The following is a 21,663-nucleotide window of genomic DNA, read 5'->3' as shown; positions in this document are numbered from 1 at the left end:
AGGCTGATATGGCAATGGTCAGAACCCGGCGTGTCGCCGGCGTCGCGCGCGGCGATCGCCGCCCGTGGACGTTCTACGCGCTCGCGGCTGTTTTCGCGCTTTATGTGGCTGCGCTCTACGGGCCGATGATCTGCATCTACATCCTGTCGTTCCAGGATATCCGCGGCGGGCTGGTGTTTCCGATGAAGGGCCATTCGCTGCATTGGTTCGTCGACCTGTTCACGCAGGTGCGCACCGGCGACGTCAAGGGATCGTTCGACCGTTCGATCAAGCTTGCCGCGCTGGTCACGGTGATTACGCTGGTCGTGTCGTTGATGGCCGGGCTGGCGTTCCGCCGCCGTTTCTTCGGCGACACCTTCGTGTTCTATTTGATGATCGGCAGTCTGGTGGCGCCCGGGCTGGTGCTCGGGCTCGGCATCGGTCTGTTGTTTCAGTGGCTCGGCATCAACGCGAGCTGGTACACCTCCGCGCTGGGTGCGCAGCTGTCGTGGACGCTGCCGTTCGGCGTGCTGGTGATGTTCGCCGTGATGTCCCGCTTCAACAGCGTGTGGGAGGAGGCGGCCCGCGATCTCGGCGCCACCCGCTGGCAGACCATCCGCCTGGTGGTGATCCCGGTGCTGGCGCCCGGCCTGGTTGCGGTCGCGTTGTTCGGCTTCACGCTGTCCTATGACGAGTTCGCCCGCACGCTGCAGACCGCGGGCTCGCTCAACACCCTGCCGCTCGAAATCTGGAGCATGACGCTCAACGTGACCTCGCCGTCGCTCTATGCGCTCGGCACCGTTACCACAATCGTGTCCTTTGCGATCATCGGCGGCTGCATCGCCGCCATTGTTTTCATCAACAAGCGCCGCGGCGTGCGCGCGGCAACGCACTGAGGAATTGGGAATGCGCGCAGGCGCCGGCGATATCGAATTGGCAGGTCTCTGCAAGAGTTACGATGGCGCGACCAACGTGGTCGATGGCGTCAACCTCAAAATTCCCGACGGCGCCTATTGCTGCTTTCTCGGGCCCTCCGGCTGCGGCAAGACCACGATCCTGCGGATGATTGCGGGTCACGAGGATCCGACCGCGGGCGAGATCGTGATCGGCGGCGAGAATGTCGCCGGAATGGCGCCGGTCGAGCGACGCACTGCGATGATGTTCCAGTCCTACGCGTTGTTTCCGCATCTGAACGTACGCGATAACATCGCCTTCGCGCTGCGGGTGCGCGGCCAATCCAGGGCCGAGCGCTACAAGGCTGCGGATCTGATGATGGAAAAGGTGCGGCTGACCGAACTGGCGGACCGGTTGCCGGCCAATCTGTCTGGTGGACAACAGCAGCGCGTCGCACTGGCGCGCGCGGCGATCACCGAACCGCGGGTGCTGTTGCTTGACGAGCCGTTGTCGGCGCTGGACGAGCAGCTTCGGGTGCAGATGCGCCAGGAACTGCGCCGGATGCAGCGCGAACTCGGCATCACCTTCATTCACGTTACCCATACCCAGCTCGAGGCGATCGCACTCGCTGACATCGTCGTGGTGATGGAGAAGGGCAAGATCAAGCAATCGGGGCCGGCGCGCGACGTCTACGCCTATCCGCGGGACCGCTACGTCGCGGAATTCCTGGGCGGCCAGAATGTGCTGTCCGGCAAGGTCGAGAAGATCGGCGATGGCCACGTCGTGCTGTCGCAGCCGAACCGCAGCGGGATCCAGGTCGGGCTGTGCGCCGATGCGCGGCTTTCCGTCGGCGACCGGATCGATCTGGCGGTGCGGCGCGACGATATCGAACTGATGCGGGTCGACGCCGGCGGTCTCGGCGATGGCGCGACGGCGCTGCCGAGCCGCGTCGTCGCCATCGAGTACCAGGGATCGTTCGTCAAGGTCATGCTCGACACGTTGCCTGACGAGGATTTTGTCGCCTACATCCCGGAGCGGACGTTCTTCCGCGATCCCTTCGATGTCGGCGATATGCTGCTTGCGACCTGGTCGGCGGGCCGCGCCCGCGTTCTTGCCTGATGTCAGCCCCAGCCCCCGGAGATGCCAGATGAAAATCAGTTTTGCGCTTAACGGCCGGCCCCGGACGGTCGATGTCGAGCCTGCGACGCTGGTCGCCGAATTGCTGCGCGAGAACCTCAACCTGACAGGGACCCATGTCGGATGCGACACCAGCCAGTGCGGCGCCTGCGTCGTGCTGTTCAACGGCGAGGCGGTGAAGAGCTGCACTCTGCTTGCACCGATGCTCGACGGCGGCACGCTGACGACGATCGAGGGATTGTCGGGGCCGGGCGGTTCGAACGCCCTGCATCCGATGCAGCAGGCGTTTCATGAAAATCACGGCCTGCAATGCGGCTTCTGCACGCCGGGCATGGTGATGACGGCGGTGGCGCTGACCGCGAAGAACCCGGCGCCGACGGAGGCTGAAGTCCGCCACGGCCTCGAAGGCAATATCTGCCGCTGCACTGGTTATCAGAACATCGTGGCATCGGTGCTGGCCGGTGCCGCCGCCATGAACGCACCTGCGATCGGAGAATAGCCATGTCCAACATTATCGGAATTGGCGCCGCGCCCCGTCGCAAGGAAGATTTCCGGTTTCTGACCGGCCGCGGCAACTACGTGGCCGACGTCAAGCGCGCTGACATGACGTTCGGCGTGTTCATTCGCTCCCAGCACGGCCACGCTGTCATCCGTGGCATCGACAGGACGGCGGCGCTGGCAATGCCGGGTGTCGAGGCCGTGCTCACCGGCGACGACGTCGCCGCCGACGGGCTCGGTTCGCTGCCGTGCGGCTGGGGCATTCACGGCTCGGACGGCCTGCCGATGAAGGAGCCGGCGTTTCCGATGCTGGCGCAGGGCAAGGTGCGCTTCGTCGGCGACATGGTCGCCTTCGTGATCGCCGATACGCTGGAACTCGCGCGCGCGGCGGCGGAAGCGGTGGTGATCGACTATGACGTGCTGCCGGCGGTCGTCGGCGTGCTCGAAGCCGTTCGCCCTGGCGCGCCGCAACTGTTCGACGACGTGCCGAACAATCTCTGCTGCGATTGGGAACTCGGCGACAAGGCCGCGGTTGCAACCGCGTTCAGGAAGGCCGCGCATGTCGCGCGCCTCAGCCTCGTCAACAATCGGCTGATCGGCAACCCGATGGAGCCGCGCGCGGCGATTGCCGAGTATAATGGCGGAACGGGCCACTACACGCTGTGGACGACCAGCCAGTTTCCGCACGTGGTGCGGTTCCTGATGAGCGCGCTGGTGCTCAAGATTCCCGAGCAGAAAATGCGCGTGGTGGCGCCTGATGTCGGCGGCGGGTTTGGCGTCAAGCAATTCCATTACGGCGAGGAGGCCGTGATCACCTGGGCGGCCAAACGCGTCGGCCATCCCGTCAAATGGGTAGCGGACCGTTCGGAAGGGTTTGTCTCGGACCGGCACGGAAGGGATCACGTCACCGAGGCTGAACTCGCGCTCGACGAGAACGGAAAATTCCTGGCGCTGAAGGTGGTCACGCTGGCCAATATGGGCGGCTATCTCTCCACCTTCGGCCCCAACATCCCGACCAACCTTTATGGTCCATTGCTCGGCGGCGTTTACACCACGCCCGCGATCTATTGCAACGTGAAGGTGGTCTTCACCAACACGGTGCCGGTCGACGCCTATCGCGGCGCCGGGCGTCCGGAAGCCACCTTCGTGGTCGAGCGTCTGGTGGATGTCGCGGCCAAGGAAATGGGCATCGATCGCGTCGAATTGCGCCGCCGCAACATCATCCCAAAGGAAGCCTATCCGTACCAGACGCCGGTTCTGGTCGAGTATGATTCCGGCGATCCGATGGGCTGCCTCGAAGGCGCTCTCGTGGCGGCGGATGTCGCCGGCTTTGCGGAACGCAAGACGGCGTCGGAACGCGACGGTAAGTTCCGCGGGCTGGGTTATTCGACCTATGTCGAAGCCTGTGGCCTTGCACCGTCACGCTTTGCCGGCCGGCTCGGCGCCCGCGGCGGTCTTTACGAAAGCGCCACCGTGCGTGTGCATCCGACCGGGCAGGTGACCGTGCTGATCGGGACCCACAATCACGGGCAGGGGCACGAGACCACCTTCGCGCAGATCGTGTCGGAAAAGCTCGGGGTCGCCTTCGACAATGTCGACATCGTGTTCGGCGATACCGACCGTGTGCAATTCGGCATGGGCACCTATGGCTCGCGTTCGCTGGTAGTCGGCGGCGCCGCGCTCTCGAAGGCCAGCGACAAGGTGGTCGTTAAGGGCAAGAAGATCGCCGCGCACCTGCTCGAGGCCAGTGAGCAGGATATCCAGTTCGAGGCGGGTGTCTTCTCGGTCGCCGGTACCGACCGCAGCAAGACTTTTCAGGAAATCGCGGGCGCCGCCTATGTGCCGCACGATTATCCGCTCGAAATCCTCGAACCCGGGCTGGAGGAGCAGGCCTATTACGATCCCGTCAATTTCACCTATCCCGGCGGCTGTCACATCGCCGAGGTCGAAATCGATCCCGAGACCGGCATCGTGACGCTGGAGAAATATACCGCGGTCGACGACGTCGGCACCGTCATCAACCCGATGATCGTCGAGGGCCAGCTGCATGGCGGCATCGTTCAAGGCGTTGGCCAGGCGCTCTATGAGAACGCCGTCTATGACGACGTCTCGGGGCAGCTGCTGTCAGGATCGTTCATGGACTACACCATGCCGCGCGCCGATCATCTGCCGAACATGACGATCAAGACCCATTCCACGCTGTGTACGCACACCCCGATGGGTGTGAAGGGCTGCGGCGAGGTCGGCACCATCGGGTCGCCCGCGGCCGTCATCAACTCCGTCGTCGATGCCTTGTCGCATCTTGGCGTGATGCATGTCGATATGCCGGCGACGCCGAACCGGATCTGGCGCGTCATTCAGAATGCCGCGATGCCGCAGGCCGCAGAGTAGGAGAAGTCGAAATGAGATCATTTGCATTTCACAGGCCGAGCACGCTTTACGAGATGTCGGCGCTGCTTGGCGGTGTGGCAGACAGCATGCCACTGGCCGGCGGGATGACATTGCTGCCGACCATCAAGCAGCGGCTGGCGGCGCCGGCCGCGCTGATCGACCTGTCGAAGATCCCGCAAATGTCGGGGATTTCGTTCAAGGACGATGTCCTGACGATCGGCGCGATGACCAGGCATGTCGATGTCGCGGAATCAGAACTGGTGCGCGGCAAGATCCCACTGTTGGCCAGTCTCGCCGCCGGTATCGGCGATCCCGCGGTTCGCAACCGCGGCACGATCGGCGGTTCGGTCGCCAACAACGATCCCTCGGCCGACTATCCGGCCGCGGTGCTCGCGCTGGATGCGATTGTGGTGACCGATCGCCGGGAGATCGCCGCCGACGCGTTCTTTCGCGGGCTGTTTGAAACGGCGCTCGAACCGGGAGAGATCATCACCGCGTTGCGCTTCCCGGTGCCGTCGGCCGGCGGCTATGCCAAGTTCAAATCCCCGGCGTCGCGCTATGCGGTCGTCGGCGTCTGCGCGGCGAAGAAGGCCGGAAAGGTCCGGGTCGCAGTGACCGGGGCGGGGCCTGGCGTGTTTCGCGTCGGAGCGATGGAAGCTGCGCTCGAAGGCTCGTTCACGCCGGGTGCAGTCGCCGCCATCAAGGTGAGTTCGGAAAACCTCAGCTCCGATATCCACGCGGATGCGGAATACCGCGCCCATCTCGTGACTGTGATGGCAAAGAAGGCCATAGCGGCCGCTCTCCAGACGTTGTGAGGTTGCCGTGAAAGCAGGAAAGGCCCGCGCCGACGGCGCCACTGAAGCCAATGCGTTGGCCAGGCTGTCAGCCGTCGAATTACTGGAGGGCTATCGCACCAGGCGGTTCACGCCGCGCGACGTCATCGAGGATGTGATTGCCGCACTGGAACTGACCAATGCATCCTGCAACGTGGTCGTGACCGCGACCTATGATCAGGCGCGCAAGGCGGCTGACGTGGCGACAGCTGCCTGGTCCGCGGGGCAGCCGGCAGGAAAACTGACCGGCGTGCCGGTCAGCATCAAGGACCTTGTCTATGTCGCCGGCGTGCGCGCGCTCGGAGGCGCGCCCGCCAACAGGGATCTGGTGCCGACCGTCGATGGCGCGGCCGTTGCGGCCTTGAAGGCGGCAGGTGCAATCGTGACTTGCAAGACCACGACTTGCGAATCCGGTTACAAGCTGACGGCCGACAGCCCGGTGTCCGGTATCACGCGCAACCCCTGGAACACGAAACGGACCAGTGGCGGATCGAGTGGCGGGGCCGCGGCCTCGGTCGCTGCCGGATGCGGGCCGCTCGCGATCGGCACCGACGGAGTCGGATCGATACGCGTGCCATCCTCCTTCTGCGGCGTGGTCGGCATCAAGCCGACCTTTGGGCTGGTTCCGAGGTCGCCGGGCTTCTCGCCGCCGTCATGGGCGTCGCTCGCACATACCGGACCGATTGCGCGTACGGTCGCCGACGCGGCCCTGCTTCTCGAAGTGATCGCCGCCCACGATCTGCGTGATGCCGCCAGCCTGCCGGTGCCGACGCGCAGCTTTGACGCCACAGCGGTAAAGCTCGACGGGATCAGGATCGGAAGCAGTGTCGACTTCGGCTATGCGGCGGTGGCGCCCGACATTCGCAAGGCCTTTCAGTCGGCGGTTGAGACGCTCGATTCGCTTGGAGCCAGCATCGTTCCGGATTGCGTTCATTTCGAACCTGATATGCTCGAACGAATATTGAAGCCGATCGCTTACACCGAGCAGGCCGCAGCCGTCGCGGCCAGCGACGCCAGCGCGCTCGCAGGCTCGGATGGCGACTACCGTGACGTCGTGGCGAAGGGCGCAGTGTATAGCGGCGTCCAATATGTCGAGGCCAGCTATCGCCGCAACAGCCTGCGCGGTTCGTTTTTGGAAATGTTTGGCAAGGTCGATGCGATCGTCACGCCGACGGTGGCCGTGACGGCATTTCCGGCCGGTGCACTTGGGGTCGATGAAGTCGACGGCGTTGCCGTCGACCGCCACCTAGGTTGGTCGCCGTTCTCTTGGCCGATAAATCTGACCGGGCTGCCGGCCGCCACGATTCCTTGCGGTTTCGACAGCGACGGGCTTCCGATTGGACTTCAGATTATCGCGCCGTGGCTCGAGGAGGGGCTCATCATCCGCATCGCCGCCGCCTTCGAGCGGGCGCGGCCCTGGGCCGAGTTTCGGCCCCAGATGAGCTGATCGGCTGGCGCTGCTGTCGCTTTCGGATAGCGGAAGCTCCTTGCCCAGCAGGAGCTCGTCTTCGAGATTGAGATAGTGTGCGAGATAGTCGTGCAGGGCGCTCGCGGCCTTTGATGTCGCGGTCGGGGACTTGTACAGCAGGAGATCGACTTTCGGTAGCGGCGGCAGCCCTTCCTTGTCGCCGATCTCGCGCATGTTGCGCACCAGTGCGGAGCGGCCGAGGACGGTGACCGCCATGCCGGCGAAAGCGGCGGCCTGCAAACCGCCGACGCTGGGACTGACGCAGGCAATGCGCCATCGGAGTCTTGATGCTTCCAGCCGTTCGATCGCATGGTCGCGAAAGATATTGCCCGGCGGCAGCAGCGCCAGGGGGATCGGCTTTTCGTTATGCGCCGTGGATTGCTCCCCGGTCATCCAGACTAACTGCTCCTGCCGCACCACCAGTCCGCCGGTGAAATCGTTCATGCGGGTCACCAGCGCGATATCGACTTCGCCGCGCTTCACGCATCCGACGAGTGGTGTCGAAAGAGAGCAGTTCAGCTCCAGCTGAACGCGCGGAAAGGCTTTGCGGAAAATCCTCAGGATCGAGGGGAGCATGAAGGCGGCATAGAGGTCCGGGGTGCCGAGCACCACGTGACCCTCGATGTCCGGAGAGGCGAGTTGCGACAACATTTCGTCGTGAAATCCGACGATCGATCGTGCGTAACTCAGGACCGTCTCGCCTTCCGCCGTCAAAAACAGCCGGCGGCCCTCGTGAATGAAAATCGCCTTTCCGGTGAGCTCCTCCAGCCGCTGTAGCTGAAGGGTAATCGCGGGTTGGGTACGACCAAGCCGCCGCGCCGTCTCGGTGATGCTGCCGGTTTCGACGACCGACATCAGCGAACGCAGCATGCGGATGTCCAGATTGATAAGGTTCATGGCGTTGCTCGCTGTGCAGGCAGGGCCGTTCTATGCAATTTTCGTGCTTGGGTGGGAAAATAAGGAGTCCTGGGCCGGTGCTGATAAAGAGCGGGGTGTGCTTACGACTGGCGCGGAGCGCCGCGTCCTGTTCTCGAAAGATTCGCGCGCCAGCGATCACGGATTAAGCAGCAAGCCAAAAAAGATAGCAGTCAGTGCGATTTAAGCTGGACGTCGGCAGGAAACGACCGGATTAAGGCTTGTCAACACGCGCGCCGAGTAGGGGACCGTGGGCTTCCTGTCGTCGCTGCCTGACGAACGAAGCTATTTCTTTCTGGCGGCATCTGTCAAAGCCGTTTGCTGCGGGGCGCGGCTAAGTTCGTTGCCGGCGGCGATGGCCTTGCGCAAGAGCCGCATGAGTGTCGCGGCCTCGGCATTGGACAGGCCAGCCAACAAGATCCGCTGTGCAGCCTCGACTGCCGGCTCTATCCCGTCGAGCGTCCGATGTCCTTCATCGGTGACCTGCAACGCGTGGGCGCGCCTGTCGGTGCGGCTAGCCAGCCGAACCAGCAAGCCTTTCTGCACCAGCCGATCCACAACGCCGGTGATGGTCGTCCTGTCATAGGCGATCAACCCGGCAAGCGTCGCCTGATCGATTCCCGGTTGCGTCCCGATGGTGGTGAGCGCTGCGTATTGAACTGGGGTGAGGTCATAGCCGGCTTCCTCGACCGCGGCATGGAAGACCGCCACCGCAATCTGTTGGAACCGGCGCGCCAGGTGCCCCGGCTTGTCGTCGTTCTCGGTCACCAAAACCCTCCAGGTTGCTCGCTTGACAAGTATACTGATAATAAGCATACTGATTAAATTCGGCAACGACTTTTTGGAGCCCCAGCAAGCTGACGGCCCGGAAGTCGCGTCAGGCGCGGGGAGGGTTTCGTGCAATTTCATCTGAACGGATTCGAACCCGGCGACCCCGAGATTCAAGACCCTGCACAACGGGTTGTTGCGTCAGGATCTGCCGGCGCCATTCCGGCGGAGGTCGACATCCTCATCGTCGGCTGCGGTCCGGCCGGGCTGACGCTGGCGGCTCAACTGTCCGCCTTTCCCGATATCAAGACCTGCATCGTTGAACAGAAGCCGGGCCCTTTGCTCCGCGGCCAGGCTGATGGCGTTGCCTGCCGCACGATGGAGATGTTCGAAGCCTACGGCTTCAGCGAGCGTGTGCTGAAGGAAGCCTGCTGGATCAACGAGACGACCTTTTGGAAGCCCGACGCTGCGCAGCCCGACAACATCGTCCGCAGCGGACGGGTGCAGGACACCGAAGACGGGCTGTCGGAGTTTCCGCATGTGGTCCTGAACCAGGCGCGGGTGCATGATTTCTACCTCGACGTCATGCGCAAATCGCCGTCGCGGCTCGAGCCGTATTATGCGCGGCGCCTGCTCGATCTTCAGATCGACCCTGCTGCCACCTCCGGCGACGATGCCGGTCCCCATCAGGTGACCGCGAGATTCGAACGGCTCGATTCCGCGCACGAAGGACAGATCGAGACCATCAAGGCGCGCTATGTGGTGGGCTGCGACGGCGCGCGCAGCACGGTGCGCGCGAGCATCGGGCGCACGCTGCGCGGCGACTCCGCCAACCATGCCTGGGGCGTCATGGACGTGCTGGCCGTCACCGACTTTCCGGACGTCCGCTTCAAGTCATTGATACAGTCCGCCAACCACGGCAGCATCATCATCATTCCGCGCGAAGGCGGTTATCTTTTCAGGCTGTACATCGAACTCGACAAGCTCGATGCCGGCGAGAGGATTTCCAATCGTAACATCACGGCCGACGACCTGATCGCGGCGGCGCGGCGCATTTTCAAGCCCTATTCGCTCGACGTGAAAGAGGTTCCGTGGTGGTCGGTCTATGAGATCGGCCAGCGCCTGTGCGACAAGTTCGATGACGTGCCGGAAGCGGACGTCGCGAAACGTCTGCCGCGTGTGTTCATCGCCGGCGACGCCTGCCACACCCACAGCCCGAAAGCGGGCCAGGGCATGAACGTATCCATGCAGGACGGTTTCAATCTCGGATGGAAGCTGGCGGCTGTCTTGCGGAAGCGATGCGCGCCCAGCCTCCTGCACAGCTATTCGGCCGAACGCCAGGCGATCGCCAAGGAACTGATTGATTTCGACCGCGAATGGGCCGCCTTGCTCGCGTCGAGCGAGGGGTTCGATCCGGCCGAGACGCAGGGATACTTTGTGAGTCACGGGCGCTACACCGCCGGAACCGCGGCCCGTTACCGGCCCTCGATCCTGACCGGCGAGCCAACCCATCAGCATCTGGCCAAGGGGCTGACGATCGGCATGCGCTTTCATTCCGCGCCGGTCATCCGTGTGGCCGACGCCAAGCCGGTTCACCTCGGCCACGCGGTCAGGGCGGACGGACGCTGGCGCATTTTTGCCTTTACCGGCGCGGAGGATCCTGCGGCGCCCAACTCCGGCATCCGGGCCCTGTGCGACTTCCTCGGCGAGGCGCAGGACTCTCCTGTGCGGAAATACACCCCTGATGGTGAGGACATCGACTCGGTGATCGATGTTCGCGCGGTTTTCCAGCAGCATCATCATGCGCTCGCTATCGAGGCGATGCCGTCCTTCCTGCTGCCGGGGAAGGGACGATATGGACTTCGCGACTACGAGAAAATGTTCTGCGCCGGCCTGACAGGCGGCAACGATATCTTCACGATGCGTGGCATCGATCGCGAACGGGGATGCATGGTGGTTGTGCGGCCAGACCAGTACGTGGCGCACGTTCTGCCGCTCGATGGCTATGGGCCGCTCACGACATTCTTCGATGGCTTCATGACCCAACCGGACTGAACGCAGCCAACGCCCGAATTGAAGTTTTGAGGACGTCTTCGTTGTGCATCTCGAGCTGTGTCTAGTCTAGCGGCGGCTGTTGAGCACGCTGCTTTTCTTATCTCGTCCTGAAACTGGTGCTTGCTCACCTGCCAAGGGGGACGCCTGGCAGCAAAGCTGCGATCGCAGTCTTCGTTCAATTCTATCCGGTAGTACCGTGCGGGCGTACCAGATTATCCATCCAGTCTTCGGCAATGTGGGGCAGCGAGAGGTCTGGCTTCTGGTCGAGGAGCAGTTCGAGCACGCGCGGTGGCGTGAGTGGCAGCTCCTGGACGCGCTTACCCGTTGCGTTAGCAACCGCGCATGCGATGGCCGCGCCGACATTGAGGATGGGCACTTCGCCGGCACCCTTGGTACCGAGCGGTCCGATTGACGGCGCACCCTCGTAGAGGCTGATTTCGACCGGCACGACATCGAGCGCCAGCGGCACGCGGTAGGTTTCGAATCCGTTCTGGTTGACGCGGCCGTTGGTGCCGATCGTGACCTCTTCGTGCAAGGAATAGCCCAGTCCCTGCACGACGCCGCCCTGGATCTGGCCCTGGATCGCGCGCGGGTTCAGTGCGCGGCCGACATCCTGGACGACGCGATAGCTGAGCACTTCGACATGCCCGGTCTCTCCGTCGACGGCGACCTCGCAATCATGGACAGCGAATACGGGGATGTCGATCGCGTCGATGAAGTGGCCGGCGACGCATCCCGGCATCGCCGGCACGCCGGCTCCGGTGAAGGCGCCGGTGCCGGAGACCGGTCCGATCTGGGCCTGGGCGCGGGTCGCGACCTCGGCGACCGTGCGGCCCGAACCGGGCGCGCCCGCGATCTCGATTCGTCCCTGCCGCATCACGAGGTCTTCCGGTGCCGCCTCGATCATGTCAGAGGCGACCTTGAGCAGCTTTGTGCGTACTTCCTGCGCGGCCGAAAGACTGGCTGCGCCGAGCGCGACCGTGGTGCGGCCGCCGCCGACGCCGACATCGTAGCCAGCCGCATCGGTGTCGGCGGCGCGCACGATCACGTTTTCTGGGTCAATGCCGAGCGTACTGGCGACGATCTGCGGAAGGCTCTGCATCATCGAGCCGGAGCCGATCTCGACGCCTGACGTCACGAGCGTGGCCGTGCCATCGGCATTCATGTTCACGGTTGCCGCCGAAGGACCGACAAAGACGAACCAGGTTCCAACCGTGGTGGCGCGGCCAAACAGCCGACCGTCGGCAAGCTTGCGGGGCGGGGCGGCCGCGTCGCGTAGCGTGTCCATCCGCGCGAGCATCGGGCCGAGCACGTCGCCCTCGAACACCTGCCCGGTGGCGCCGAGATCGCCATCGCCGAGCACGTTGCGGCGGCGGAAGGCGAGGGGATCCATGCCGATCCGGGCGGCGATCTCGTCGGTGTGCCGCTCCAACGCGAAGGTGTTGTAGACGCCGTTGCAGCAGCGGAACGCTCCGTTCGGAGCGGTGTTGGTGTAGACCGCACGCGAGACCAGCCTCACCGCGCCGAGCCGGTAGTTGCCGCCGAGCGTGTGCGCGGTCATGGTGGTCAGGAAGATCTGTTCTCCGCCATACGCCCCGCAGTCCATCAGGACGACGGCTTCGCGCCCGACGATCTCGCCTTCGCGTGTCACCGCCGAGCGAATGCGGATCTCGGCATTCTCGCGGAACAGGCAGGTCAGCATCTCCTCCTCCCGCGAGTTGACCAACCGGACCGGCCGGCCGCTGGCGCGGGCGAGCAGCGCGGCGAAGGGTTCGACGGCAAGATCGAATTTGAGGCCAAAGCCGCCGCCGACCGGTGGCACCGTGACGCGCACCTGCGATGCGGCGACACCGAGGAGCCGTGCGGTTGCGTTGCGGATGCCCCAGGGAACCTGGGTCGAGGTCTCGATATGGAAGCGTCCGTCTTCGTAGCTTGCGACCACCGCGCGCGGCTCGAAGGCGACATGGTTTTGGCGGCCGACGCGGAAGGCGCTCTCGATGATCTCAACGTCAGTCCGTGCGAAGGCGCCATCAACATCGCCGCGGACCACGGTCGCTTCCCAGGCGACGTTACCTTCGCGTGCCCCGCCTTCGAACAGGACTTCGTACGCGCGCCAGTCGGGATGAACGAGGGGCGCTTCAGGCGCAAGCGCCTCTGCCATGGTGAGCACGGCCGTCACGGGCGCGATCTCGACCTCGATCGCCGCGAGGGCCGCCTGGGCCTGGGCAAACGTGTCGGCGGCGATGGCGGCCAGCGGTTCGCCGTCGTAGCGGACCACGTCGCGAGCAAACAGCGGATGATCGGCGATGCCGATTCCGATCGTGCCGGGTGCGTCGGCGGCTGTCACCACCGCGCGCACGCCGGGCATGCGCGCGGCTTTGGCGGTGTCGAGGCGGACGATGCGTCCCGAGGGGACGTTGGCGCGTAGCACCGCGGCGTGCAACATGCCCGGTAGATAGCGATCGACGGTGTAGCGCGTGTGGCCGCGCAGCTTGTCGCCGGCATCGCGGCGTCGGAAATCCATGGTTGCGGAAACGTCGGCCATCGCTGGGCCTCCCATCATGTCGCGGTGAGCGCCCGCACGGCCGCTTCGACGATGCTCTCATATCCGGTGCACCGGCAGATGTTGCCGGTCAGCGCGGAGCGGACGTCGTCGCGCGTTGCGCCGGGCGTCGCCTTCATCAGATGCGTCAGGGTCACCACCATGCCGGGAAAACACATGCCGCATTGCACGGCGTCGCAAGCCTCGAGCGCCTGCTGAATCGGGTTCAATGTGCCATTTGCGGCGAGGCCTTCGACGGTGCGGACCTCGCAACCCTGCGCGAGCGCCGCGGGCATCAGACACGACAAAGTGGGCCTGTCGTCGACCAGCACCATACAGGCGCCGCAAAAGCCCTCGCGGCAGACCGGCTTGACGCCGGTCAGGTGAAACTCCTCGCGCAGGACGTCGACCAGCGGCGTGACGGGATCGGCGGTGAAGCCGCGACGATCGCCGTTGACGTTCAAGCTCAGGGCCATGTTCACCTCCATCATCATCGGCGCTCAGCTGCCAAGCGCGGCGACGGCAGCGCGACGCACAAGGCTTGGCAACACGCTCACGCGGTACCAAGCCGGCACCTCGACGCTGTCGCGGCCGGTGAATTCATCGGCCAGTTCGGCCGCGACCTTGGTAGCCTGTACCGGATCCAGCACGTGGCCGAGCAGCGCCGCTTCGAGGCGGACCCAGCGGCGCGCAGCCGGTTCGACCGAACCGACGGCGATCCGAACGGCCTGCACACGGTTTGCCGGATCGATCGCCACCGCGAGGCTGACGATGGCGACCGGGTAGTCGCCCGACTGGCGCAGTGGCAGGCGCGCATGCGCGGTCTTGCGCGCGTTCCGCGGCACGACGATCCGCGTGAGCAGCCGGCCGGGTGCGAGTGTCGATCGCATCCTGAGGAACTGTTCCAGATTGATCCGCTCACGATCGTTTCGGCTGGCAATTTCGACCTCGGCGTTGAGGCAGAGCAGCGCCGGCACACAATCCGCCGCGGCGAACGCCGTTGCCGAGAGGTTGCCCCCGATCGTCGCCATCGCGCGGATCGCCGGATTGGCGGCGCGGCCGGCCGCCGCTGTGAGCACGCCGAACTCGGGGAGACGGGCCAAAGCCAGAGCCAACGCCGCGTGTGTCACCGCGGCGCCAATCTCGATCGTGTCGGTGCCGATCTTGACCGCGCTCAGTTCGGGGATTTTCCCGATCGCGACATAGTGCGCCTTGAGCTGCTCGTGCCGGATCGGAGACCGCATGATCCAGGTGCCACCGGCAAAGGGAGCGCCAGCGGTGCCGTAGTCGCTCAGCGCATCGAGTGCTGCCGGCAGCGAGGGCGCGACGTAGAACGATCCCGCCGGACCGCTTTGCAGGAGGGGATTAGTCGTCATTGGCGCCGCTCCAGTCGCAGGCGATCGAGCAGCACGCCGATGATGACGATCGCGCCCAGCACGACCATCTGGACGTACCCGTCGATGCGGGTGAGATTCATGCCGTTGGAGAGGATTGTGACGAACAAGGCGCCGAGCACGGCGGTGCCGACCCCGCCGCGTCCGCCGGCGAGGCTCGTTCCGCCGACCACGGCGCCTGCAATCGCCTGCAGCGACAGCGAGCCGCCGAGATTAGGTTCGCCCGAGCCGGTGCGCGCCGTCATCATGATGGCGCCGAGGGCGGCGAGGGCCGAGCACAGCACATAGGTGAGAACCAGGATGCGCTTCACCGGCAAGCCCGCCACCGCTGCGGCGCGCGGGTTGGTGCCGATGATGTAGAGCGAGCGACCGAAGACGGTACGCGCCAGCATCAGTTGCAGCACGATGCCGATCGCGACGGTGATTGCGATGGCGGCGGGGACACCGAATATGTTGCCGCCGTAAAAGATCTGCGAGAAGGTGCTAGGTACGCCCTGCACGGGCCGTCCGGCCGACAGCGTCGTCGCGACGCCGATCGCGATATTGTAGCTGCCGAGGGTTGCGACAAAGGGGTTCACGCCGAGCAGCGCGATCACCACGCCATTGAACAGGCCGCACGCGATGCCAAGGCCGAAGCCGGCGCCAAGTCCGGCGAGCAGGACGGTGGTCGTGTCGTGGCCCGATGCCGTAGCGCCGGCCATCGCCAGCGCGGTGCCGACGCTGACCATCGATACTGTCGGACCAAGGGCAAGATCGAAGCCGCGTGTCAGGATGACCACGGTCTGCGCCATCGCGAAGAGTGCGAGATAGCTGGTCTGCTGGGCGATGTTGAGCAGATTGGCCGGGGAGAGCACCCGGCTGTCGACCGCGGCAAAGCCGAGCAGCAGCACGACTAGCGCGATCGGCAGCATCGCGCTCCAGAGCCATTCGGCCGGAAGCCATCTCGTTTGACCGGTGTCCTTGGCGGCGACCGACAATTCGAGGTCAGACACGGGACTTCCTCCGTCGGCTGAGTTCGTCCAGCGCCACCGCCGCTACCATGATGACGCCGAGGAATACCGGCTGCAGGCGGGAGTCGATGTGCAGGAGGTTGAGCGCGTTGCCGAGGATGGTCAGAAACAGCGCGCTGATAGCGACGATCTCGACCCGCCCGACGCCGCCGCGCAGGCTGACCCCGCCGATCACGGCGGCGGCGATCGACTGCAGCATCATGCGGTCGCCGCCAAAGCTGGCCTGGCCGGAGCCGACCTGCGCGGTCAGCAATATGCCGGCGAGGGCGGCGAGCACGCTGGAGAGGACATAGGTTCCGACGATATGGCGCTGGATCGACACACCGGACACCACGGCCGCATCGACGTTGCCACCGATCGCATAGACGTAGCGGCCGAACAAGGTTCGCCGCTGCGCGAACATCGTCACGAGAATGACGGCGAGTGCGAGGTAGACAGCGGTCGGCAGGCCGAGCACCTGGGCGCGCCCAAAACCTTTTACGAAAGCCTCGGGCATGCCGTAGACCGGGATGCCGCTGGTGATCATGAGGCCGACGCCGGCGGTCGCCGACATCGTGCCGAGCGTCACCACGAAGCCCGAGACCTTGAGCTTCGCCACGCAGAAGCCGTTGACGAGCCCGACCAGCAGTCCGCAGCCGAGCCCGGCCGCGACGCCGCTTGCGATGATGAGGGCGTTGTTGCCGGGAAACGCGACTGCCGCGGCCGCCATGGTCTTTGCGGTCACCACGCTGGCGAGCGCGACGACGGCGCCGACCGAGAGGTCAAAACCGCCCGCGATGATCACGAGCGCCTGGCCGCAAGCGACGATCGCGAGAAACGACGCGTTGCGCAGGATGTTGAGGATGTTGATGATGCCGTAGAACTGGGGATCGATCGCCGACATGCCGGCGACGAGCGCGACCAGCAGCGCTGGCAGCAATCCGATCCGTCCGGCGATCGATCGGCCAGAGCCGATGGAAGTCCGAGGTTGGGTGGCGGTGAGGGCCGTGCTCATGCCACCTCCGCCGCAAGATGATCGCGGAAGAAACTCGCAAGCACGTTTTGCTCGGTCTTCTCGGCGCCCTTCAGCTCGGCAGCGACCCGGCCATGGTGCATGACGTAGAGCCGGTTCGACAGCGCCAGCACCTCCGGCAATTCGGACGACACCACGATGACCGCAGCGCCGGCCTCGACGAGGCGCTTCATGAATTCGTAGACCTCGAGCTTGGCACCGACGTCGATACCGACGCTCGGCTCGTCGAACAGGAAGACGGTCAGCTCGCGCGTCAGCGCGCGCCCGAGCATCACCTTCTGGCGGTTGCCGCCGGACAGCGCGCCTGCGGCCCGCTCGATGTTGGGCGGCCTGAGCTGCAACTGCTCCATGATGCCGGCGATCGCGATGCGCTCCGCAGCCTGTCGCAGCACGCCGAAGCGGGCGAACGCGGGCAGGTCTAGTCCGGTCATCGAGGCGTTCTCGCGGATCGGGCGCGACAGCGCGAGCCCTTCGGCGATCCGGTTGGCGGGGAAGTAAGCGATGCCATGCTTCAGGCTGCGCCGCGGCGTGGGGAATTCGTAGCGCAAGCCATCGATCCGGACTACGCCCGAAGCCATCGGCTCCAGCCCGTAGATGGCGCGGATCAGCTCCGATTTGCCGCAGCCGACGAGGCCTGCAATGCCGGTGATCTCGCCCGCCCGGGCGTAGAAGTTCACGTCGCGAACGCTGCCGTCGGTCAAGGTGAGGTTTTCGACGTCGACCATGACCTTGTCCGGCTTGTGCGCGATCGTCGGAAACAGCAGGTCGATCTTGCGGCCGGTCATCAGTTCGACCAGTTCGCCGTCGGTCGACGTGGCGGCATCGAGGGTGCGGATATGGCGGCCGTCGCGCAGCACGGTGACGCGGTCGGCAAGCGCACGGATCTCGCGCATGCGGTGTGAAACATAGATCAGCCCGACATTCTGGCTCTTCAGCCGGGCAATCAGCTCGAACAGCCGTCCGGTCTCGCGCTCCGTCAGCGAGGCGGTCGGCTCGTCGAGGATGAGCAGACGCACCCGGCCGAGCAGCGCCTTGGCGATCTCCGTCATCTGCTGGTGCGCGCGCGAGAGATCGTCGACGCGCTGCGATGGATCAAGGTCGAAGCCGAGTTCGTCGATCAGCGCCCGGGCCCGCTTGCGCATCTCGCGCGCCCGCAACACGCCGCTGCTCGAGACTTCGCGGCCGAGGAACAGGTTCTCTTCCACCGTGAGGCTTGGAACCAGCGAGAATTCCTGGAACACCGGGCTGATGCCGATCGCGCGCGCCCGCTGCGGCGTGAGGTGGCGGATTTCCTCGCCGCCGAAATGGAATGTGCCTTCGTCGGGCGGAAACGTCCCTGACACCACATTGATCAGGGTCGATTTGCCGGCGCCGTTCTCGCCGAACAGCACATGCAGTTCGCCGGCACGGACATCGAGATCGACCCGGTCGAGGGCGCGGACGCCGGTGAATCGTTTTGAGATCCCCCGCAATGCGAGCAGGGGCCCGGTCTGCTTCAAGTCGATGTCGACATCCATCCCCGTCTCCGCAGGCGGCCGGTAAGCAGGCGGGAGCGCTTGTCTCCCGCCGGTGTGTTGCCGGAGCTTACTTGAGGCTTTACTTGGCCTTGACCGAGTAGACCGGCTTCCAGCTTCCGGGCGCCAGCACGAGGCCCATCTGCAGCTTCGGCACGGTGGTCTTGTCGACGGCCGAGGCCAACGGCTGAGCCAGACTCATCACGGGTTTCTTCTCGATCAAACGCACCGCCTGATCGACCGAGACGGCGCCTTCGCCGACCGGGTACTGGGTCGCAAAGGCGAGGACGTCGCCGCGGTTCAGTGCATCGAGCATGGCCTGGTTCTCGTAGGAGGACATGATCTTCATGTCGCTGCGGCCGGCTTCCGCGACCGCGCCGATCGCCGCTTCAGCGGTGGGTGCGGTGCCCCAGATCACGTTCATGCCCGGGTAGGCCTGCAGCGCGTCCTGAATCAACTGGAGTTGGACCGCAACGCCGGAGTCGCCGAACTTCTCGGCAAGGACCTTGGCGTTCGGATTCTTCGCCACCGCCTTCTTGAAACCTTCGTTGAAGGATTCCGCCCAGCCCGAGCCGGCGGGGCCCGGGAATGTCACGATGTTGAGCTTGGCGTCGGGCTTGGCCTGCGCCAGCAGGCCTTCGCCGGTCACCCCGCCCATGGCGACGAAGTCGACATAGATCGCGGCGGGCAGGGCGTTGGGCGGCAGCGGGTTGGCGACACCGACGACCGGCACGCCCTTGGCCTTGGCTTCCTCGAATTTCTTGCTGAGACCCGCACCGGAGATCGCGCCGACGATGATCGCGTCGGCGCCGCTCGCCATGCAATCGTCGAATTGCGAGAGCTGCTTCGGCAGGTTCTCATAGCCACCGGCCTCGTAGAGGGTCATGTTGACGTTCATTGTCTCGGCCTGCTTGACGATGCCGTAGGCGACCGCCACCCAAAAACTGTCCTTCATATGCGGGAACAGGACGCAGAGCTTGTAGGGTTTCTCGGCCTTCGGCAGCGGTGTGTACTCCGCCGGCTTCGGTGTGCCGGACGAGGCGTCGTAGACCTTCATCGGAAACCAGGGCGTCTCGGCCGCGGCGGGCGAGATCGCCGCAAGTGCGAGGCCCGCGGCGATGCAGAGCGTGGAGCGGATCGGCCGAAGCCGGTTGACGGGAAGGTACGTCGTACTGGTCATAGCTCTATCCTCATGGTTCGAATGAAAGGGCGAGGGCCGACGAGTTCGGCTCCCCATTTGCATGCGCGCGCCGCGCCGCCCGTGGGCGACGCGGTTGCCGGCGGGGATTAGTCCGCGGCCCAATTTGCGACCGAGCGTCGCTCGAATACCTCGCGGAACTGACGCGTGGATTCAGGAAGGAGAGCGCCGGTGCCCCAGTCGAGGATCACGGCGTGCTGGCGGATCACGTCGAGCGTATCGATCGCGCCGCTGCGAAAACGTTGCGCCACCACTTCCGGGTCGAGCCGCGCCTTGGCGACGCGCTCGGCCCTGATTTTGGCGCGGAGTGCATCGGTAGCGGCCCTGTCGATCTCATATTCGCAGAGCTCGGCGTCGATGGTCTGGACCACCACGCCATAGTCCTTGGCGGCGCGCTCGACCGAGACGTAGTCGTCCTTGATGTCCTCGATCACAAGACGCGGATCGCGCAGAAGCGGATCGCCGAACCCGCCGCCACCGGCGGTGGGGCGCGAGAACACGTCGCCTTCGCCGATCGGGACATCGGAGAAGATCGAACCCAGCCGTTCCTCGGCGGCGGCGCCGGCGCGATGCAGGGTCAGGCCATGCGGCATCGAAGGCAGGCCGCCTTCAATGCCCCAGACCACGGCGCGTTCGCGGTCGCAGATATAGGAGATCACCGTCTTCTCCGCCTGCAACATCCGTGAGGTCTTCACCACCCCTGCACCGCCGCGCCATTTGCCGGGGCCGGGCGAGTCCGTAAGGATTTCGCACTTGGTGGTCAGGATCGGATTGGCGCGCTCCTGGCCCTCGACAGGCTGCGACATCAGGCCGGTGCCGAAGCAGGCGGTCGTGACGTTGCTGCCGTCCTTGCCGTTGCGTCCGCCCCAGCCGCCCGGCAGCCAGTCGTAGAACATGAAGATCGGCTTGTCGGAGCTGCGGGCGTCGAGACCGCCGGTGAGCAAATATTCGAGATTGAAGGCGCAGGCGAGCGCGCGCTCCGGCATCAGCTTCGACCACATCTCGTAGATCGAGTTCATGATCTTCTCGAACGGCATCAGGAAGCCGGTGACTGCGATCGGCCATTTGGCATCGACGATCGAGCCCTCGGGCGCGATGATGTCGAAGCAACGGTAGAAGCCGGAGTTGAGCGGCAAGTCGGGAAAGAAGGTTTTCATGCCCGCCGCAACGGCCGAGAAGGTGGCGCCGAAGGCCGAATTGTAGATCGAGCCAATGGTCGGATGGCTGCCGGTGAAATCATAGATTGCACGGTCGCCCTTGATCGTCATCTTGATTCGGATCGGGATCATCCCTTCGCCACCGGCAGGGTCGCGATCGATGAAGTCGACCGTCTCCCATTCACCGTCCGGGAGGGCGGCGATGCGCTGGCGCGCCGAGCGCTCGACATAGTCCTGGACGGCGGCAAGTCCGGTCTCGACTGTGTCGCGGCCGTATTTGTTGACGAGGCGAAGGATTTCGCGCTCGCAGACTTGTGTTGCCTGGGCCTGCGCCTGGATGTCGCCAATGATCGAAGCCGGGTCGCGCGTGTTCGAGGCGATCAAGTGCGTGACGTCCCTGCGCAGGCCGGCCTTGTCAAACAGCCGTACCGGGGTGATGCGCAGCCCCTCGCGGAACATCTCGCGGGCGGCGACGTCGAACGATCCGGGCACGCTGCCGCCGACATCAGACCAGTGTCCGTTCGACTGGCTGAAGGCGATGATCTTGCCGTCGGCAAAGATCGGCCGGATCAGGCGTACGTCGGAGAAGTGCGTGCCGCCGGCATAGGGGTCATTGATCGCAAAGACGTCACCCTCATGCATGTCGCCTTCGAAGTGGCGCATGACGTCCTGGCAGGTGAAGTGCAGCGTTCCGACATGGACGGCGATGTCCTGATTGCCCTGGGCTGCACATTCGCCCTTGGCATCGTGCAGGGCGCTCGAGAAATCGCGGTTGTAGATGACGAAGGAATAGCAGGTCCGCAGCACCTGCTCGCCCATCTGGTCGACGCTGGTGATGAAGGAGTTCTTCAGGACTTCGAAGGTTACAGGGTCGAGCGCAAGATTGCCGGCCATCGGC

At 64.8% G+C, this 21,663-nt stretch carries 17 protein-coding genes and 1 pseudogene; 8 read left to right on the top strand and 10 right to left on the bottom strand.

Annotated elements, in window-relative coordinates:
• Positions 1 to 8 precede the first annotated feature (8 nt).
• The 6 genes from JQ611_RS18540 to JQ611_RS18515 are packed head-to-tail and all read left to right on the top strand — an operon-like array spanning position 9 to position 7,179.
• Entirely contained in the window at positions 9 to 875 is an 867-nt protein-coding gene (locus JQ611_RS18540) for an ABC transporter permease (RefSeq protein WP_409411282.1), read from the top strand.
• A 10-nt stretch (positions 876 to 885) separates the two neighbouring features.
• Positions 886 to 1,992 carry an ABC transporter ATP-binding protein gene (locus tag JQ611_RS18535; protein ID WP_212388971.1) on the top strand — a complete coding sequence of 369 codons (1,107 nt, stop codon included), beginning with the start codon at positions 886 to 888 and terminating at the stop codon, positions 1,990 to 1,992.
• Between the two features lie 28 nt (positions 1,993 to 2,020).
• On the top strand, positions 2,021 to 2,509 hold the full coding sequence (locus JQ611_RS18530; protein ID WP_212466203.1) for a (2Fe-2S)-binding protein: 489 nt from the start codon (positions 2,021 to 2,023) through the stop codon (positions 2,507 to 2,509).
• Positions 2,510 to 2,511: 2 nt separating this feature from the next.
• Positions 2,512 to 4,899 (top strand): xanthine dehydrogenase family protein molybdopterin-binding subunit, encoded by a 2,388-nt coding sequence (locus tag JQ611_RS18525; RefSeq protein WP_212466202.1) that lies wholly within the window; start codon positions 2,512 to 2,514, stop codon positions 4,897 to 4,899.
• 11 nt (positions 4,900 to 4,910) lie between these two features.
• The gene (locus JQ611_RS18520) at positions 4,911 to 5,714 is read left to right on the top strand and encodes a xanthine dehydrogenase family protein subunit M (protein WP_212466201.1); all 804 of its coding nucleotides are present in this window, start codon (positions 4,911 to 4,913) and stop codon (positions 5,712 to 5,714) included.
• Positions 5,715 to 5,721: 7 nt separating this feature from the next.
• Complete coding sequence (locus JQ611_RS18515; RefSeq protein WP_312012026.1) at positions 5,722 to 7,179, top strand: amidase family protein; 1,458 nt, start codon at positions 5,722 to 5,724, stop codon at positions 7,177 to 7,179.
• Positions 7,180 to 7,266: 87 nt separating this feature from the next.
• Here JQ611_RS18515 and JQ611_RS18510 read toward each other — a convergent pair.
• Positions 7,267 to 8,070: pseudogene (locus JQ611_RS18510) on the bottom strand (LysR substrate-binding domain-containing protein); the annotation flags it as partial.
• A 25-nt stretch (positions 8,071 to 8,095) separates the two neighbouring features.
• Here JQ611_RS18510 and JQ611_RS18505 point away from each other — a divergent pair.
• The gene (locus JQ611_RS18505; RefSeq protein ID WP_212263740.1) at positions 8,096 to 8,302 is read left to right on the top strand and encodes a hypothetical protein; all 207 of its coding nucleotides are present in this window, start codon (positions 8,096 to 8,098) and stop codon (positions 8,300 to 8,302) included.
• Between the two features lie 98 nt (positions 8,303 to 8,400).
• On the opposite strand, the gene JQ611_RS18500 is transcribed toward JQ611_RS18505, so the two are convergent.
• Positions 8,401 to 8,883 carry a MarR family winged helix-turn-helix transcriptional regulator gene (locus JQ611_RS18500; protein ID WP_212263741.1) on the bottom strand — a complete coding sequence of 161 codons (483 nt, stop codon included), beginning with the start codon at positions 8,881 to 8,883 and terminating at the stop codon, positions 8,401 to 8,403.
• Positions 8,884 to 9,012: 129 nt separating this feature from the next.
• On the opposite strand from JQ611_RS18500, the gene JQ611_RS18495 reads away from it, so the two are divergent.
• Positions 9,013 to 10,938, top strand: coding sequence for an FAD-binding monooxygenase (locus JQ611_RS18495; protein WP_212466200.1), 1,926 nt, complete (start codon positions 9,013 to 9,015; stop codon positions 10,936 to 10,938).
• 181 nt (positions 10,939 to 11,119) lie between these two features.
• Here JQ611_RS18495 and JQ611_RS18490 read toward each other — a convergent pair whose 3' ends face one another.
• The 8 genes from JQ611_RS18490 to JQ611_RS18455 form a co-directional block, all read right to left on the bottom strand.
• Positions 11,120 to 13,483 (bottom strand): xanthine dehydrogenase family protein molybdopterin-binding subunit, encoded by a 2,364-nt coding sequence (locus JQ611_RS18490; protein WP_212466199.1) that lies wholly within the window; start codon positions 13,481 to 13,483, stop codon positions 11,120 to 11,122.
• A gap of 14 nt (positions 13,484 to 13,497) precedes the next feature.
• Positions 13,498 to 13,956, bottom strand: coding sequence for a (2Fe-2S)-binding protein (locus JQ611_RS18485; RefSeq protein ID WP_212412691.1), 459 nt, complete (start codon positions 13,954 to 13,956; stop codon positions 13,498 to 13,500).
• Between the two features lie 24 nt (positions 13,957 to 13,980).
• The gene (locus JQ611_RS18480; protein ID WP_212466198.1) at positions 13,981 to 14,856 is read right to left on the bottom strand and encodes a xanthine dehydrogenase family protein subunit M; all 876 of its coding nucleotides are present in this window, start codon (positions 14,854 to 14,856) and stop codon (positions 13,981 to 13,983) included.
• Complete coding sequence (locus JQ611_RS18475; RefSeq protein WP_212466197.1) at positions 14,853 to 15,866, bottom strand: ABC transporter permease; 1,014 nt, start codon at positions 15,864 to 15,866, stop codon at positions 14,853 to 14,855. The genes JQ611_RS18480 and JQ611_RS18475 overlap by 4 nt, the downstream gene beginning before the upstream one ends.
• Positions 15,859 to 16,878: an ABC transporter permease gene (locus tag JQ611_RS18470; RefSeq protein WP_212466196.1), complete on the bottom strand. Its 1,020-nt coding sequence runs from the start codon at positions 16,876 to 16,878 to the stop codon at positions 15,859 to 15,861. Before JQ611_RS18470 ends, JQ611_RS18475 begins: the two co-directional genes overlap by 8 nt.
• Positions 16,875 to 18,413 carry a sugar ABC transporter ATP-binding protein gene (locus JQ611_RS18465; protein ID WP_212466195.1) on the bottom strand — a complete coding sequence of 513 codons (1,539 nt, stop codon included), beginning with the start codon at positions 18,411 to 18,413 and terminating at the stop codon, positions 16,875 to 16,877. The genes JQ611_RS18470 and JQ611_RS18465 overlap by 4 nt, the downstream gene beginning before the upstream one ends.
• Positions 18,414 to 18,492: 79 nt before the next feature.
• Positions 18,493 to 19,590 carry a TMAO reductase system periplasmic protein TorT gene (gene torT / locus JQ611_RS18460; RefSeq protein ID WP_212263749.1) on the bottom strand — a complete coding sequence of 366 codons (1,098 nt, stop codon included), beginning with the start codon at positions 19,588 to 19,590 and terminating at the stop codon, positions 18,493 to 18,495.
• Between the two features lie 107 nt (positions 19,591 to 19,697).
• Complete coding sequence (locus tag JQ611_RS18455; RefSeq protein ID WP_212466194.1) at positions 19,698 to 21,659, bottom strand: hydantoinase B/oxoprolinase family protein; 1,962 nt, start codon at positions 21,657 to 21,659, stop codon at positions 19,698 to 19,700.
• Positions 21,660 to 21,663: the final 4 nt, after the last annotated feature.

Source organism: Bradyrhizobium sp. AUGA SZCCT0182, from assembly GCF_018130185.1.
In the GTDB taxonomy this organism is placed as follows: Bacteria; Pseudomonadota; Alphaproteobacteria; order Rhizobiales; family Xanthobacteraceae; genus Bradyrhizobium.
This window is presented reverse-complemented; position numbering and strand designations above follow the sequence as displayed.